The 16,921-nt window shown below is 45.5% G+C and carries 11 protein-coding genes; 8 read left to right on the forward strand and 3 right to left on the reverse strand.

Translation table 11 applies throughout. The features are described 5' to 3' along the window. Window positions 1-42: 42 nt before the first annotated feature. Complete coding sequence (locus G7Y45_RS00295; RefSeq protein ID WP_005781482.1) at window positions 43-585, reverse strand: glutathione peroxidase; 543 nt, start codon at window positions 583-585, stop codon at window positions 43-45. Window positions 586-647: 62 nt separating this feature from the next. Continuing rightward, the gene (locus tag G7Y45_RS00300) at window positions 648-2,990 is read right to left on the reverse strand and encodes a GH92 family glycosyl hydrolase (RefSeq protein WP_165017479.1); all 2,343 of its coding nucleotides are present in this window, start codon (window positions 2,988-2,990) and stop codon (window positions 648-650) included. A 178-nt stretch (window positions 2,991-3,168) separates the two neighbouring features. Between G7Y45_RS00300 and G7Y45_RS00305 the strand changes: the two genes are divergently transcribed. The 8 genes from G7Y45_RS00305 (at window position 3,169) to hydF (ending at window position 15,450) form a co-directional block, all read left to right on the forward strand. Continuing rightward, window positions 3,169-7,488 (forward strand): CusA/CzcA family heavy metal efflux RND transporter, encoded by a 4,320-nt coding sequence (locus G7Y45_RS00305; protein WP_165017481.1) that lies wholly within the window; start codon window positions 3,169-3,171, stop codon window positions 7,486-7,488. A gap of 20 nt (window positions 7,489-7,508) precedes the next feature. Further along, window positions 7,509-8,396: an efflux RND transporter periplasmic adaptor subunit gene (locus tag G7Y45_RS00310; RefSeq protein WP_165017483.1), complete on the forward strand. Its 888-nt coding sequence runs from the start codon at window positions 7,509-7,511 to the stop codon at window positions 8,394-8,396. Window positions 8,397-8,424: 28 nt separating this feature from the next. Beyond that, window positions 8,425-9,486 (forward strand): sensor histidine kinase, encoded by a 1,062-nt coding sequence (locus G7Y45_RS00315; protein ID WP_005808531.1) that lies wholly within the window; start codon window positions 8,425-8,427, stop codon window positions 9,484-9,486. Continuing rightward, a complete protein-coding gene (locus G7Y45_RS00320; protein WP_005781490.1) occupies window positions 9,483-10,262 on the forward strand; it encodes a LytTR family DNA-binding domain-containing protein in 780 nt (259 codons plus the stop codon). The genes G7Y45_RS00315 and G7Y45_RS00320 overlap by 4 nt, the downstream gene beginning before the upstream one ends. An 88-nt stretch (window positions 10,263-10,350) precedes the next feature. Next, a complete protein-coding gene (locus G7Y45_RS00325; protein ID WP_032529799.1) occupies window positions 10,351-11,820 on the forward strand; it encodes a monomeric [FeFe] hydrogenase in 1,470 nt (489 codons plus the stop codon). After that, window positions 11,801-12,838, forward strand: coding sequence for a [FeFe] hydrogenase H-cluster radical SAM maturase HydE (gene hydE / locus G7Y45_RS00330; protein WP_165017484.1), 1,038 nt, complete (start codon window positions 11,801-11,803; stop codon window positions 12,836-12,838). The genes G7Y45_RS00325 and hydE overlap by 20 nt, the downstream gene beginning before the upstream one ends. 12 nt (window positions 12,839-12,850) lie before the next feature. After that, entirely contained in the window at window positions 12,851-14,269 is a 1,419-nt protein-coding gene (gene hydG / locus G7Y45_RS00335; protein WP_165017486.1) for a [FeFe] hydrogenase H-cluster radical SAM maturase HydG, read from the forward strand. Beyond that, window positions 14,266-15,450 carry a [FeFe] hydrogenase H-cluster maturation GTPase HydF gene (gene hydF, locus G7Y45_RS00340; RefSeq protein WP_165017488.1) on the forward strand — a complete coding sequence of 395 codons (1,185 nt, stop codon included), beginning with the start codon at window positions 14,266-14,268 and terminating at the stop codon, window positions 15,448-15,450. The genes hydG and hydF overlap by 4 nt, the downstream gene beginning before the upstream one ends. A gap of 131 nt (window positions 15,451-15,581) precedes the next feature. Here the strand turns inward: hydF and G7Y45_RS00345 are convergent, their stop codons facing one another. Then, a complete protein-coding gene (locus tag G7Y45_RS00345) occupies window positions 15,582-16,778 on the reverse strand; it encodes a 6-bladed beta-propeller (protein WP_165017575.1) in 1,197 nt (398 codons plus the stop codon). Window positions 16,779-16,921 lie beyond the last annotated feature (143 nt).

The raw sequence follows: 16,921 nt of genomic DNA on the forward strand, positions 1-16,921 counted from the left end.
GTGTTACTCTGTGTCCTCTGTGGTGAGTTTTGACACATTAAATCACTTCTTTTCTATCCAACTGATAATAGTCTCAGAAAAAGGACTTTCTTTAGGAGCTGCGAAACCAACCCAATTTCCATTCTCATCAATCATAAACTTCTGAAAATTCCACTGTACGGGCGCATCCTGCTTCCCGTTCAGTTTCTTCTCAGTCAGCCACTGATAAAGTGGAGCCATATCTTTACCCTTTACCGAAATCTTGGCCATCATCGGGAAAGTAACATCATAATTTGCCGAACAGAACTTGGCTATCTCTTCGTTCGTACCCGGTTCTTGCCCCATAAAGTTATTGGCAGGAAAAGCTATAATCACAAAATTCCGATCTTTATACTGATCGTACAACTCCTGTAACTCGGCATACTGTGGCGTCAGTCCGCACTTGGAAGCGACATTAACCACCAATACCTTCTTGCCTTTAAGGTCTGCCAGTTTATACTCTTTGCCATCTATGGTCTTCACAGAGAAGTCATAGAACGATTTACTCTGCGCAGCCATCGATAATGAGAGTACCAAGACTGCTACAAAAGAAAAAATTGCTTTCATATTCTATTATTTGGTTCATCAAATAATTAACAAGCAGCCCGGACAGAATGTTTGAAAACGTTCTACTCCTCAGACATCGAATAAGGTTTAGCCTCCTTGGCAAGCCCTCTCTTCTTGTTTGGAGAAGCAGACATTTCAAATTCAAGTATTCCCCCTGCCAAGAGATCGGCATGGGTAATATACATTTTATCGTAAACTTTTCCGTTGAGCTTTGCCTGTCGAACATAGCGGTTGCGATCGTTCACTTTCGGTGCTTTTATCTCAAAAGTGTTTCCATTAGGCAGATTCATACGGATGTATGGAAGATAAGGTGCTCCCAACACGTATTGATCGGTACCCGGACAAACGGGATAGAATCCCATTGCCGTAAACAGATACCAGGCAGACATCTGCCCGCAATCGTCATTGCCCCCCAGGCCGTCAATATCATTTTTGTACATCCGGTTCATCACCTCACGCACCCAATATTGTGTTTTCCAGGGCTGGGAAGTCCATGCATACAAATAGGGAATATGATGACTGGGTTCGTTGCCATGCACGTACCCTCCTACCAAACTCACCTCGGCGATATCTTCATTCTTTTCATAATATTTCCGGGGAAGTGCCATAGAGAAGAGTGTGTCCAGCCGGTTGACAAATTTCTTTTCACCACCCATCAGCCCGATCAATCCGGTTACATCATGCGGCACATGGAAAGAGAAATTCCATGAGTTTCCTTCAATAAAACCTTCACCGTAGGTCTGCATAGCATCAAACTCTTTCTTAAATTCACCGTTGCTATAGCGAGGGCGGGCAAAACCGACAGAAGCATCAAAAACATTCCGATAATTATCCGCCCTTTTCTTATAAATATCGGCTAACCGTTTATCTCCCGCCAACAAAGCCACCCGGTAAATGGTCCAGTCGTCATAAGCATATTCCAACGTAGTAGATGCAGCCGTTCCACTCTGATCAAAAGGCACATATCCCAATCGTTTATACGATTCAATGCCTTCATAATAAGACACATTTGCCGTATGATCCATCGCCGGCAAAGCCTCCCGGACGGATATTCCGGCACCTTTGACAATCGCGTCAGCCAAAGCAGATACAGCATGATAACCGCTCATACACCAGCCTTCATTCCCCATCAGACTCCATACCGGCAACATGCCATGCACACTCTGCTGCTGATGCCGAATCATAGACTGCACCATGTCTCTATTCTGCCGGGGTTTAAGCAAATTCAAAAAAGGATGTTCTGCACGGTACGTATCCCATAAGGAGAAAATAGTATAATTGGTAAATCCTTCGGCTGTATGGATATTATGATCGAGCCCGCGATAACTACCGTCTACATCCATATAGACAGACGGATTAATCATCGTATGATACAGTGAAGTATAAAACATGGCAAGCTGGTCGGGGGTTCCTTTGGCCTCAAGCACATCCAATTCACGATTCCATGCCGAATGTGTCTCGGCTGCCAGCCGGCTGAAAGTCTTTCCGCCGGCCTCAGCCTGCAAATTTTTTAAAGCCCCTTCTGTGCTCACTGCCGAAAGAGCGACTTTAATTATCAGTTCCGGATTCTGCCGGGTATCGAAGTTGAAATAAGCCACCAGTTTCCGTCCGGTCATTTCCGGGAAATTCCGGTCGGTATTGAACCGTCGCCAGAATCCTTTATACAAAGCCTTCTCTTTATCTGTATATCCATAGTCTTTGATGGGTTGAGACAAGGATATGGCAAAATAAGTATAGTTGGTGCGGGCCCACCCGTTCGTGATACGATATCCCGTCAGCAATGTATCATTTTCTACGCGTATATTAGCCCACAACGTTTTCCCGTCATAATTATAGATACCGTGTACCAGGTCAAGAATAATGCGTCCGTCGGCACCGTCCGGAAAAGTATATTTATGTATCCCTACCCGTTGGGTAGCTGTCAACTGTGCTTTTATACCGTAATCTGTAAGCTCCACTTCATAATAGCCCGGACGAGCCACTTCAGTTTCATGGCTGAAACGGGAACGGTATCCTTCGTCTGGGGTGTCCGCCCTTCCGGGATTCAGTTTCAACTCACCTGTAGCAGGCATAATCAAGATATCCCCCAGATCAGAATGTCCCGTACCACTCAAGTGGGTATGACTGAATCCTACTATTGTTTGATCGCGATGCTGGTACCCGGCACAATATTCATATGCATTTTTTTGATAAACTCCATCCACATTGTGAGGAATTGTATCCGTATCAGGGCTCAACTGTACAAGTCCGAACGGAGCGCAGGCCCCGGGAAAGGTGTGCCCCATACCATTGGTTCCGATAATGGGATTGACAAGTGCGCATACATCCGATACCGCCGGCAGTTGAGCCGTCACTGTCGTAAATGCCGGGATGAATGCCAGCAAGGAAAGTGCTTTTTTCTTCATAATCTTATTATTGTGATGTGTTGTTGATATGCAAAGATAGCCTTTTTCAACAATTCCGTTCCACTTCATTCCCACATTTTGCCATTTCACCTGCCAATCTTTCCACCTCGCAATTTTTCATCAACAACAAAAGTTTCAGCGATCTACCTTTGTACCGAAATTCAAACACTTAAGGATTATGTTTAAAGCTATCGTACGTTTTTCTATAAAGAAGAAACTATTCGTAGGACTCACTACCCTCTTTCTTCTTATCGGAGGCATTTATGCGATGATGACCTTGCCAATTGATGCCGTACCGGACATCACCAACAATCAGGTACAAATCGTAACTGTCTCGCCGACACTTGCCCCACAGGAAGTAGAGCAACTGATCACAATGCCCATCGAAATTGCCATGAGCAATATCATGAATGTGGAAGATATCCGTTCGGTAAGTCGCTTCGGACTATCGGTAGTGACAGTTGTATTTAAAGAGAGTGTACCGACCTTGGATGCCCGGCAACTGATTAACGAACAGATACAATCCGTAGCAGGAGAAATTCCATCGGAATTGGGTATGCCGGAAATGATGCCCATCACTACCGGATTGGGAGAAATCTACCAATATATCCTAAAGGTAGAATCCGGTTACGAAAACAAATATGATGCGATGGAACTCCGCACAATTCAGGATTGGATGGTGAAACGCCAATTATCCGGCATACCGGGTATTGTGGAAATTAACAGTTTTGGCGGATACCTGAAACAATATGAAGTAGCCGTTGATCCGGATGCGCTCTTTTCGCTGAATATCACCATCGGTGAGGTATTCGAAGCTTTAAGCAAAAACAATCAGAACACCGGAGGAAGCTATATTGAGAAGGCTCGAAATGCTTATTATATCCGTTCAGAGGGAATGATCAGCCGCACTAAAGACATCGAGCAGATTGTTGTTGCCAACCGCAACGGCATTCCTGTGCACATTAGTGATGTAGGTACTGTCCGCTTTGGAGCTCCAAAGCGGTTTGGCGCAATGACCAAAGACGGAAATGGTGAATGTGTAGGAGGCATTGCGATGATGTTGAAAGGAGCCAACGCCAACGTTGTGACACAAGAGTTGGAAAAAAGGGTAGAAAAAATACAGAAACTATTACCCGAAGGGGTAAGTATAGAGCCTTATCTGAATCGTTCGGAACTTGTCAACCGAAATATCTCCACCGTCATACACAACCTGATAGAAGGTGCAATTATCGTATTCGTAGTACTTATCATTTTCCTGGGTAACGTACGTGCAGGGCTCATCGTAGCCTCAGTTATCCCACTGGCCATGCTGTTTGCATTTATCCTTATGCGTATTTTCGGTGTGACAGCCAACCTGATGAGTCTCGGTGCCATCGACTTCGGTATTGTGGTAGACGGTTCTATTGTAATAGTAGAAGGTATATTAGCTCACCTCTACGGCAATAAACTAAAAGGCCGCACTTTATCGAAAACAGAAATGGATGAAGAAGTGGAGAAGGGTGCTTCGGGGGTAGTACGTTCGGCTACATTTGCCGTTTTCATCATTCTGATCGTATTCTTCCCCATCCTGACTCTGAACGGAATTGAAGGAAAATATTTCACTCCAATGGCAAAGACACTGGTATTCTGCATTATCGGAGCCCTATTACTCTCTCTGACTTATGTACCGATGATGGCTTCCCTCTTCTTGAAACACACCATTGTGGTAAAACCTACGTTTGCCGACCGTTTCTTTAAAAAACTTAATGTCATATACCAACGTTGCCTATGCTTCTGCCTGCGTTTCAAATGGCAGACAGTCACTATAGCTTTCGCTGCTTTAATAGGTTCTTTCTTACTCTTCGGACGTTTGGGAGCAGAATTTATCCCTACTTTGGACGAAGGCGATTTTGCCATGCAAATGACATTACCGGCCGGAAGTTCACTCTCTGAAAGTATTGAAGTATCCAACCAGGCCGAAAAGGTTTTGATGGATCAATTTCCGGAAATCAAACATGTAGTTGCCAAGATCGGAACTGCCGAGGTTCCTACCGATCCAATGGCTGTGGAAGATGCCGATGTGATGATTGTAATGAAACCCTTCAAGGAATGGACCTCTGCTTCGAGCAGGGCAGAAATGGTAGAAAAGATGAAAGAAGCCCTCCTGCCTTTAGAGAACCGTGCAGAATTCAACTTCTCTCAACCCATTCAGTTGCGTTTTAACGAGCTGATGACCGGAGCTAAGGCTGACATAGCGGTCAAGCTATACGGCGAAGACACTCACGAACTTTATGCAAAAGCGAAAGAGGCTGCAAAGTTTGTCGAACAGATTCCGGGCGCTGCCGATGTCATTGTCGAGCAAACCATGGGATTACCCCAACTGGTAGTAAAATACAACCGGGGGAAAATAGCCCGTTATGGCATTAACATCGAGGAATTAAACACAATGATCCGTACAGCTTATGCCGGCGAAGTAAGCGGAGTAGTATTTGAAAACGAAAGAAGATTCGATTTGGTAGTACGCCTCGATCAAGAGAAAGTGGCAGACCTGAACCTCGATAAACTCTTTATCCGTACTTCAGAAGGAGTACAGATTCCTGTCAGCGAAGTGGCAAGTATTGACCTGGTAAGCGGTCCGCTCCAAATTAACCGGGATGCCACTAAACGCCGCATCGTGATCGGAGTCAATGTGCGCGATGCCGACATTCAACAGGTAGTATCAGAAATCCAACAAACATTGGACAAAAACATCCGGTTGAAACCGGGATATTATTTTGAATACGGGGGGCAGTTTGAAAATCTGCAGAACGCCATCCGTACACTGACTATCGTAATACCGGTAGCCCTGATGTTGATCCTGCTGATTTTATTCTTCGCTTTCAAGAATGTAACCTATACACTGGTGGTATTCTCTACAGTGCCATTATCATTAATAGGTGGTATCCTGGCTCTTTGGCTACGCGGACTCCCGTTCAGTATTTCGGCAGGAGTAGGATTCATCGCATTGTTTGGGGTATCTGTGCTCAATGGAATTCTGATGATTAACCACTTCAACGACTTAAGAAAACAAAATAAATATGCCATGACCACTAATCAGATTATAAAAAAAGGAACACCACACCTGCTACGTCCGGTATTCCTAACCGGGCTGGTAGCTTCACTGGGTTTCGTACCGATGGCCATTGCCACATCCGCCGGAGCTGAAGTACAACGCCCACTGGCAACTGTTGTAATCGGAGGCTTGATTCTATCAACCATATTGACCCTGATTATCCTTCCGGTTTTTTATAAAATAGTAAATGCGACAAGTGCCGGTTGGAAACAACCTAAGAGACGGTTGCATCTGTTCATCCTGCTACCGGCACTTCTGCTGAGTGCCACCGTCACAGCACAAGCGCCACAAACCGTCAGCCTGGAACAAGCAATAAAAATAGCCAGACAGAACCATCCAAGGCTTAAGACAGCCACAACCGCCATCCGGCAGGCACAGGCCACAAGAGGTGAGATTGTAGAAGCCTCCCCTACCACATTCAGTTACTCCTGGGGACAACTGAACGGCGAAAACAAGAAAGATAAAGAAATGGTTCTCGAACAAAACCTGGGTTCACTATTGACACCGTTCTACAAGAATACCCTTATCAACCGTCAAGTACAAACCGGCACTTACTACCGCCAAATGGTAGAAAAAGAAGTAACGGCAGAAGTAAAACGTGCATGGGCTTATTATCAGTATGCTTCAGCAATATGTTCACTTTATCGCGACCAAGATCGCATGGCTGCTGAATTAAAGCGCATCAGCGAACTGAGATACGAACAAGGAGAAATCACCCTGTTGGGAAAAAACATGATGGCTACATCGGCTGCGGACCTGCACAACCGACTCTTTCAGGCACAAGAAGAAGAAAAAATGGCTCTTACCCGTTTTCAATGGAGTTGCTACGCAGATGCGCCCATCATACCGGAAAACACGAGCATGCAGCTCTTCCCGACAAATATTCAGCCAGGAAGCGTATCCGAAGCCCATCTCGGATTTTTCAACAGCCAGATTTCCGAAACACGGGCAGCACTGAACGTAGAGCGCAGTCGTTTCTTTCCGGAACTCAGCATAGGATATAGCCGCCAAAATATTCTGCCCCTGAAAAACCTGAATGCATGGATGGTGGGGGTATCATTTCCTATCTACTTCTTACCACAAAAGAGCCGGATCAAACAAGCAAAACTTGCCGCTTCTGCCGCACAAATACAAGCAGAAGCCAATATTCGCGAATTGAACAATAAAGTTACTGAACTGAGTGCCACCTTACGCCGTCACGAAGAGAGTCTCCGGTTTTATACCTCGTCTGCACTCAAAGAAGCAGACGAATTAATCAAGGTGGCTAATCTACAATTGCAACACAGCGAAACGAGCATCGCGGAATTTATCCAATCGGTCAGTGCCGCACGTGAAATACGCAAAGGTTATATCGAAACGGTATATCAATATAACATCGCCTCACTGGAGTATGAACTTTATCAATAACCTGTTGAAACATAAATAATATGAAAAGAATATTTTATCCCATTCTCTTGTTGGCTCTTATAGCATGCAAAGAGACAAAACAAACTTCCGAAACAGCAACAACAGCTCCTTCCATCGCTAAGGTACAAACAGATACTACTGCTACGCAAGTGGATGGAATTACATCAGCCACCTCAAAACCCAATCAAGTATCTTTCAACGGAACTATCGTACTATCTCCCCAACGCCAGGCCACCGTAGCCCTTACCATGGGAGGAGTAGTAAGAAACACTTCACTTTTACCGGGACAACAGGTGCAGAAAGGTACCCTGCTGGCAACCCTTGAGAATCCGGACTTCATCATGTTGCAACAGACCTACCTTGACAGTCATGCCCAAACAGAATATTTGCAAGCGGAATATGAACGCCAAAAGTCACTCTCAGCCGAACAGGCCGCTTCGCAAAAAAAGTTTCAACAAAGCAAAGCAGACTACTTATCAATGAAAAGCAAACTGGAAGCTACAGCTGCACAACTTTCCTTATTAGGTATTACCCCTGAAGAATTATTGAAAAGTGATATACAGCCTCTGTTGCAGGTGAAAGCTCCTATAAGCGGCTATATCAGCGATGTAACCATGAATATAGGCAAATACATTCAACCCGGCGAAGCGCTTTGTGAGGTCATTGACAAATCATCTCCCCTACTCTGCCTGACAACTTATGAAAAAGACCTGGCAGATATGAAGGTAGGCAGCCCCGTCCAATTCCGGGTAAACGGCATGGGCAAAACAGTATTTAAAGCTACCTTGGTCTCAATCGGGCAGAAAGTAGATGAAACGAGTCGTTCACTCGAAGTATACGCCCGGATTGACAGCACCGCTCCACAGTTCCGTCCCGGCATGTATGTAACAGCAAGAATACAGAAATAATCCGGTAGATTATCTTATCTTTGTTCCCATGAAAAGAATCAGAGCTCTATATAACGATAAATACCTTCTGTCCACGGTTATCATTTCAATGGCTGTGGCGGTACTTATCCACTTCCCCGAATCCGTCTCCCTCTTTGACGGGTTTGAGAGCCATACCCTTTTCCCGGGCATGAAATTTGCAGATGTAGCCAACGAGATTATCTTCACTTTCCTCTCACTATTGGCCCTGTTCGCTGTCAACACAAGATTGTTTCATTTCAATCAGACCTCGATGAAAATCACGTGGCAAAAGATTGTTCTCTCTTTTGTACTGACCTGGATATTGAGTAACCTATTGGGACAATGTTTTGTCTATCTGCACAAAACATTCGATATTCCCGCAATCGATGCCATGGTACACCACTACCTGCACCCATTACGCGATTTTATCATGTCATGCCTTGTCACCAGCAGTTGTTACATCATCTACCTGATCCGCCGTCAACAACAAGTAATCATTGAGAATGAACAATTGCAGGCAGAGAACATACGCAACCAGTTCGAAGTATTGAAAAACCAGCTGAATCCACATATGCTATTCAATTCGCTCAACACGCTGCGTTCACTCGTCCGTGAAAATCAGGACCGGGCACAAGATTACATTCAAGAATTGTCACGCGTATTACGCTATACATTGCAAGGCAACGAATCTCAATCTGTCACCTTACGTGAAGAAATGGATTTTGTATCGGCCTACATCTTTCTTTTAAAAATGCGCTTTGAAGATAATCTGCAATTCGAAATTGACATAGAATGTAACCTTGAAGACTATTTTCTACCACCTATGTCGATACAGATGTTAATTGAAAACGCTGTAAAACACAATGAAATCAGTAACCGTCGTCCGCTCACCATCACAATCGTCACCGATCCGGAGGGCAGCCTCTCTGTAAGTAACCCTATCCAACCTAAACTGACAGCAGCCACCGGTACCGGCATCGGACTGGCTAACCTCGACAAACGTTACCATCTCTTGTTCCGGCAGGAAATACAAATCACAGAAGATAGTAACTTTACCGTTCGTATACCCCTCATCCGGAAATACCCATGAAAACAATTATCATTGAAGACGAAAAAGCAGCAATACGGAATCTGACTTCACTCCTCACCGAAGTCTGTCCGCAAATAGAAATGGTGACGGAACTCGACAGCATTGCCGGCACCATCGAATGGTTTGCCAGCCACCCTATGCCTGAATTGATATTTATGGATATCCATCTGGCGGACGGTTCGGCATTTGAGATATTCGAACACATCCACATCACATGTCCCATTATTTTCACGACTGCCTACGACGAATATGCTTTACGGGCCTTCAAAGTCAACAGTATCGATTATCTGCTGAAACCCATCGGACGAAAAGATGTAGAACAGGCACTGGAAAAGTTATCTCTCTTTAGTTCCAACACATCCGGACCCGCTGGCCTGGAAACAGACGAACTGTTGAAACTGATACGTTCATTAAAAAAACAAGAAAGCTATAAAACCCATTTCCTGATTCCAGTGAAAGGGGATAAACTACTCCCGGTTTCGGTCGATATGATCATGTTGTTCTATATCAAAGACTGCCAGGTGAAAGCTGTCCTGACAGATAATACGGAATACTCCTTTCCACAGACTCTTGATGAGTTGACGGAATGTCTGGATCCGGCACTCTTTTTCCGCGCAAACCGACAATACCTGCTTTCACGAGAAGCTATCAAAGATATAGACCTCTGGTTCAACAGCCGCCTCTCCATCAATCTACGTCATCCGGTTGCGGGGGAAAAGATTCTGGTGAGCAAGGCACGTGTAGCCGAGTTTAAAGAGTGGTTCTGTGTTAAATAATTAAGGAATAAAAAACAAATATTAATGCAAGCTTGCAGGATACTCCTGCAAGCCGTATCTTTGTAACCCTAATTCTAAATACTCAAATATGGCTTTCACCAACAACGTAATGATTGTACGCCACAAGTTGCTGGCAAAACTGGTAAATCTCTGGAAAGAGAACAAACTGACTAATGAAATTGACAGACTTCCCATTGAACTGAGCCCACGCCGTTCACGCCCGCTCGGACGCTGCTGCATCCACAAAGAGCGTGCAGTGTACAAATACAAGCTGTTCCCGTTGTTGGGCTTCGACATGACAGATGAAGCAGATGAACTCACTCCGCTTTCAGAGTATGCCCGTCACGCCCTGGAGCGTAAAAACGAACAAAAAGAAAACATACTCTGTGTCATCGACGAGGCGTGTTCATCCTGTGTACAGGTCAATTACGAGATAACCAACCTCTGTCGTGGTTGTGTGGCTCGCAGTTGCTACATGAACTGTCCTAAAGACGCTATCCGCTTCCGGAAAAACGGACAGGCAAAGATCGACCATGACGCCTGTATCAGTTGTGGAAAATGCCATCAAAGTTGCCCGTACCACGCCATCGTATTCATTCCGGTACCTTGCGAAGAAGCCTGCCCTGTGAAAGCCATCAGCAAAGACGAAAACGGTATCGAACACATTGACGAAAACAAATGCATCTACTGTGGCAAATGCCTCAACGCTTGTCCTTTCGGGGCTATCTTCGAAATCTCACAAGCCTTTGATGTGCTCGAAGGTATCCGCCGCGGTGAAAAAATGGTTGCGATTCCCGCTCCTTCCATTCTCGGACAATTCAACACATCGATCGAGGCAGTATACGGTGCACTCCGCCAAATGGGATTTGCCGATGTGGTCGAAGTGGCTCAAGGAGCCATGGATACCGTAAGCCACGAAGCTGCCGAACTGAAAGAAAAGCTGGAAGAGGGACAACCATTCATGACAACCTCTTGCTGCCCATCCTACATCGAACTGGTAAACAAGCATATACCGGGAATGAAGCCTTATGTTTCTTCTACCGGATCACCGATGTATTATGCCGCCCGTATCGCCAAAGAACGCCATCCGGACGCAAAAATCGTATTCATCGGCCCATGCGTAGCCAAACGTAAAGAAGCCCGTCGCGACGAATGTGTAGACTATATACTCACTTTTGAGGAAATGGCTTCCATCTTCGAAGGATTGGATATCCAGCTTGAACAGACACAACCGTTCTCTGTACTCTACACTTCAGTGCGCGAAGCACACGGCTTCGCACAAGCCGGAGGCGTGATGGGAGCGATTCAGGCATATCTGGGCGAAGAGGCAAAGAGATTCTCTGCCATCCAGGTTTCAGACCTGAATAAGAAAAACATAGGTTTACTGCGTGCTGCTGCCAAAACAGGCAAAGCGCAAGGACAATTCATCGAAGTCATGGCTTGCGAAGGCGGATGTATCAGTGGCCCCAGCGCCCATAATGACGCTGTCGGCGGACGCCGGCAGTTGAACCAGGAACTGATAAAACGCCGCGAATCATATGAAGAGACTCATAGATAAATTAAAGGGGGAACACACCCTCACCAACGAAGAGTTTGCACACCTGCTATCGCATTATGATGACGAAACTCTGGCATACATCAACCTGCAGGCACGCGAAGTGGCCAACGCACACTTTGGAAAAGGGGTCTACATACGCGGACTCATTGAAATAAGTAATCACTGCCGGAACAATTGCAAATACTGTGGTATCCGGAAGGATAATTGGCAAGCCGACCGATACCGCCTCAGCAAAGAAATGATTCTGGATTGCTGCGAACACGGCTACAAGCTCGGTTTTCGCTCATTCGTTCTTCAGGGAGGAGAAGATCCGAAACGATCTGATTACGACATGGAGGAGATCATCGCGGAAATCCGCCGGTGCTATCCGGAGTGTGCCATTACATTATCCATCGGCGAGAAACCACCGAAAGCCTACGAACGCTATTTCATGAAAGGAGCCAACCGCTACCTGTTACGTCACGAAACAATCGACAGGGGACATTACTATTGTCTGCACCCTTACGAAATGTCCAACGAGAGGCGTATCAAATGCCTCCACGAGCTGAAACGAATCGGTTATCAGACAGGAACAGGTATCATGGTGGGCAGCCCTCTTCAAACTGTAGAATACTTGATAGAAGATATCCGCTTTATTGAAAGTTTTCATCCGGAAATGATTGGCATCGGCCCCTTCATTCCCCATCAGCGAACTCCATTTTGTGACGAAAAGCCGGGCAGCGTGGAACTGACCCTGTTACTGCTTTCCATCTTCAGGCTGATGCACCCCCAGGCGCTGATCCCTTCGACAACGGCATTGGCAAGCTTGGCACCGGATGGAAGAGTACGTGGCATCCTTGCTGGAGCCAATGTGGTCATGCCCAATCTGTCACCCATTATTGTGAGAAATAAATATGACCTGTACGACCAGAAAGTAGCTTTCGGTGCCGAAGCTGCCGAAGGACTTGCCCTGTTGGAAAAGCAACTGGCAGATGTCGGATACCACATCGACTACAGCAGGGGAGACTATAACGACTAATCAATAAATGATATGTATAAAGTAGATTCACCTGATGCCACCGACTTCATAGACCATCAGGAAATAATTGAAACTCTGGAGTATGCCCGTGCGCACCGAAATGACCGGAAACTGATTCGGGAACTGATAGAGAAAGCCCGCACTTGCAAAGGACTCACCCACCGGGAAGCTGCCATATTGCTGGAATGTGTCGAAAAGGACCTGACTGAAGAAATATTTCGTCTTGCCAAAGAAATCAAACAAAAATTCTACGGCAACCGCATCGTAATGTTTGCTCCGCTTTACCTATCCAATTATTGTGTCAACGGTTGTGTATATTGTCCGTATCATCTCAAAAACAAAACTATCGCCCGCAAAAAACTGACTCAGGAAGAAATACGCCGGGAAGTGACTGCCCTGCAAGATATGGGACACAAACGTCTGGCACTTGAAGCCGGCGAAGACCCGGTGCGTAACTCCATCGACTACATATTGGAATCTATCCGCACCATCTACAGCATTCATCATAAAAACGGAGCTATCCGCCGGGTGAACGTAAATATCGCCGCCACAACAGTGGAAAATTACCGCAAACTGAAGGAGGCGGGTATCGGCACCTATATCCTCTTTCAGGAGACATATCATAAAGAGAACTATGAACAGTTGCACCCCACAGGCCCCAAAAGCAACTATGCCTACCACACCGAAGCCATGGACCGTGCCATGCAAGGGGGAATTGACGATGTGGGAATGGGAGTCCTGTTCGGACTGAATACATATCGTTACGATTTTGTAGGCCTGCTGATGCACGCCGAACATCTGGAAGCTGTCTATGGTGTGGGACCACATACCATCAGCGTTCCACGTATCTGTTCGGCAGACGACATCGATGCCGGAGACTTCGAGAATGCTATTTCCGATGAAATCTTCCGGAAAATAGTAGCGGTCATTCGTATCAGCGTCCCCTATACCGGTATGATCATCTCTACACGCGAATCACAAAAAACCCGTGAAAAAGTACTCGATCTGGGCATTTCACAGATAAGCGGAGGCTCACGGACCAGCGTAGGTGGATATGCCGAAACGGAAACTCCGGAGGAAAATTCTGCGCAGTTCGATGTCAGCGATACCCGTACACTGGACGAAGTAGTTAACTGGCTTCTGAAACTCGGATATATTCCCAGCTTCTGTACAGCCTGCTATCGTGCGGGACGCACAGGTGACCGGTTTATGTCACTTGTCAAATCGGGGCAAATAGCCAATTGCTGTTCACCCAATGCGCTGATGACCTTACAGGAGTATCTGGAAGATTATGCTTCGGAAGAAACGAAAGTCCGCGGAGCGGCCATGATAAAACAAGAAATGCAACACATCCCCAATCCCAAAATCCGGGAAAGGGCCTTGGAAAACCTGAAGCAAATAGCAGCGGGAGAAAGGGATTTCAGATTTTGAAAACAACTCCGCTCTCCAACCGCCTGCATATTGCCCTGTTTGGTAAGCGAAACAGTGGCAAGTCGTCATTGATCAATGCACTGACCAATCAAAATACTGCTTTGGTATCGAATATCGCCGGTACCACTACCGACCCTGTATACCAACCGATGGAGATACACGGCATCGGCCCGTGTGTATTCATCGACACGGCCGGATTCGATGACAACGGTGAACTGGGGTCCCTGCGTATCGAACGGACTGTGCAAGCAGTGGACAAAACCGACATTGCACTGATGGTTTGTTGTGATACGGAGTTATCCGAAGAGAAGCGATGGATAGAACTGCTGAAAGAAAAAGGCATCCCCTATCTACTGATACTGAACAAAGCCGATCTGTCAGAAAACCCGGAAGAAACAGCCAACGAACTGGAACGGCAGACAGGAGAACGTCCTCTGATTGTCAGCGCCAAAGAGAAAACAGGCATGGACTCTATCTGCAGGTCCATCCTCCAAAAACTACCGGAACTCGGCGGACAGCCGGATATTATGGGCGATCTGGTTAACAAAGGCGATGTAGTTCTACTCGTCATGCCACAAGATATTCAAGCTCCCAAAGGACGGCTCATCCTGCCACAGGTACAGACGCTACGCGAATTGCTCGACAAGAAGTGCATCACCCTGAGTTGCACTACCGACCAGTTAGACAGTGCCCTGAATGTTTTGTCAGCCCCTCCTGCACTGATCATCACCGATTCACAAATCTTTAGGACCGTATACGAGAAAAAGCCGCCACAAAGCCGGCTGACCTCCTTTTCGGTATTATTCGCCCGGTACAAGGGAGACATTGACTACTATACCGAAGGAGCGTATATCATAGACCAACTGACGGAAAACTCCCGTGTCCTGATAGCCGAAGCCTGTACCCATGCTCCCCTGTCCGAAGACATCGGCAGAGTGAAACTTCCGCGAATGTTGCGCAAACGGATCGGAGAGCAACTGCATATCGATATTGTTTCCGGAAATGATTTCCCTAAGGACCTGAATTGTTACGACCTGATTATCCATTGTGGAGCATGTATGTTCAACCGCAAACATGTTCTGAACCGGATAGCCAAAGCTAAAACGCAAGGTGTCCCGATGACTAACTATGGGGTAGTTATCGCATATATCAATGGTATTTTAGAACAGATAGATAAATAGGCTATCCCCAATACCCTAATAATATTAGCTCAGAAAAAAGGTTATTGCAATGTTACAGATGCAAAAGTGCAATCAAACCATAACCTGAAACAACAGGGAATTTATCCAAGGAGTCCGATATATTAAGAATATTATTTTATCTTATATATGATAAAAATCGGGTTTTCATTCGTGTTTCTCTTTTGCAATTCTTGTGGTATAGTAATTTTTGTATGTTCTTCAAACGTCTCTATCTCGTAAGGTGTCACAACCTGCACCAGATTATTTCCTAAAGAACGCCCCCATACCGGAAACTGGTTATACCCCTTACTACCTACCATGCCTAACTGCATATTGATATCAGCTAAGTTGGAAGCACTTGTCTCAGGAATATCACACTGTTCCACAACTGTTTCTCCACTGTGTTTATCCACCGAAGCCACATAATACTTCTTGTTCAACATCATGCGCAAATAAAAACGACGAGGTGTCTCAAAAATATCGCTTACAAAAATATCGCCATCAGCAGGAAACCTTTTAATATCTCGAATATTGAGTCCACGAATAACCTCTTCATCCGAATTGCCTAATCCGGCCACTAAAACAGGCTGTATGGTGTCTGCCGACAAACGAAAAACAGTATCGTTACTGGCTGTTTTAAACAAGACTGAAGACTGCTTTCCACCTGAAGGTGAACCCATTACTCCAAATGTAAAGCCTGAATCTTCTCGAGGCACCAACGGCGAATAGAAATCATTCTTGGTGATTATCGCCTCGCCATCCTCTTGAAATATACCAATACCAAAACTGCCACCCTGGAAAGGCATAAGAGGCATGGCGATGGCGCCAATGCGCTTACTACCGAGGTGATGAGCATAGATGATGGGAGAATTTATAGGTAGGTCTTCCACAAACGTGCCTTCCAATGTATATACGCCAACCTTATTGCCGATGACGTAGAAACGGTTATCAGTCTCATCAGCCTGTATAAAACCTATCATACCATTAAAGTCATCGGGACCTTGACCTTGGCGAAGAAATGTACGCAAGAAGTGTCCTTGGCGATCGAACAGTACGATACGAGCTTCCTTGCCCACCAATACATAAATATATTTGCTTGTGATGGCAAAATCGACTACACCGTCTATCAATGAAGCATTGTCACTGGTCATTTCTAAAGGGATATATTCGACTGACTCTATCTCATCAGCAATAGACAAAGTTGCCGGCGAATGAAGTGCTTCACGAACGGAAGCGGTTAATAGACCCGTTTGGTTGACTTGATTTAAATTACAAGATGCCAAAACAAATACGCTAATGGCAACCATGAAAAAAGATTTTGTGTTCATCATGTTTTAAAGTTATGTTTTGGTCAAAGATACAAAACATTTATTATGTTACCATTTTTCCCCCGAATATTTTTCTATGAACCGAAAAGATATGTTCAAGAAAACATCTCTGTAATTTTGAAATCAGACAGCATAGAGTAATA

The organism is Bacteroides sp. ZJ-18, from assembly GCF_011038705.2.
Lineage (GTDB): Bacteria > Bacteroidota > Bacteroidia > Bacteroidales > Bacteroidaceae > Bacteroides > Bacteroides hominis.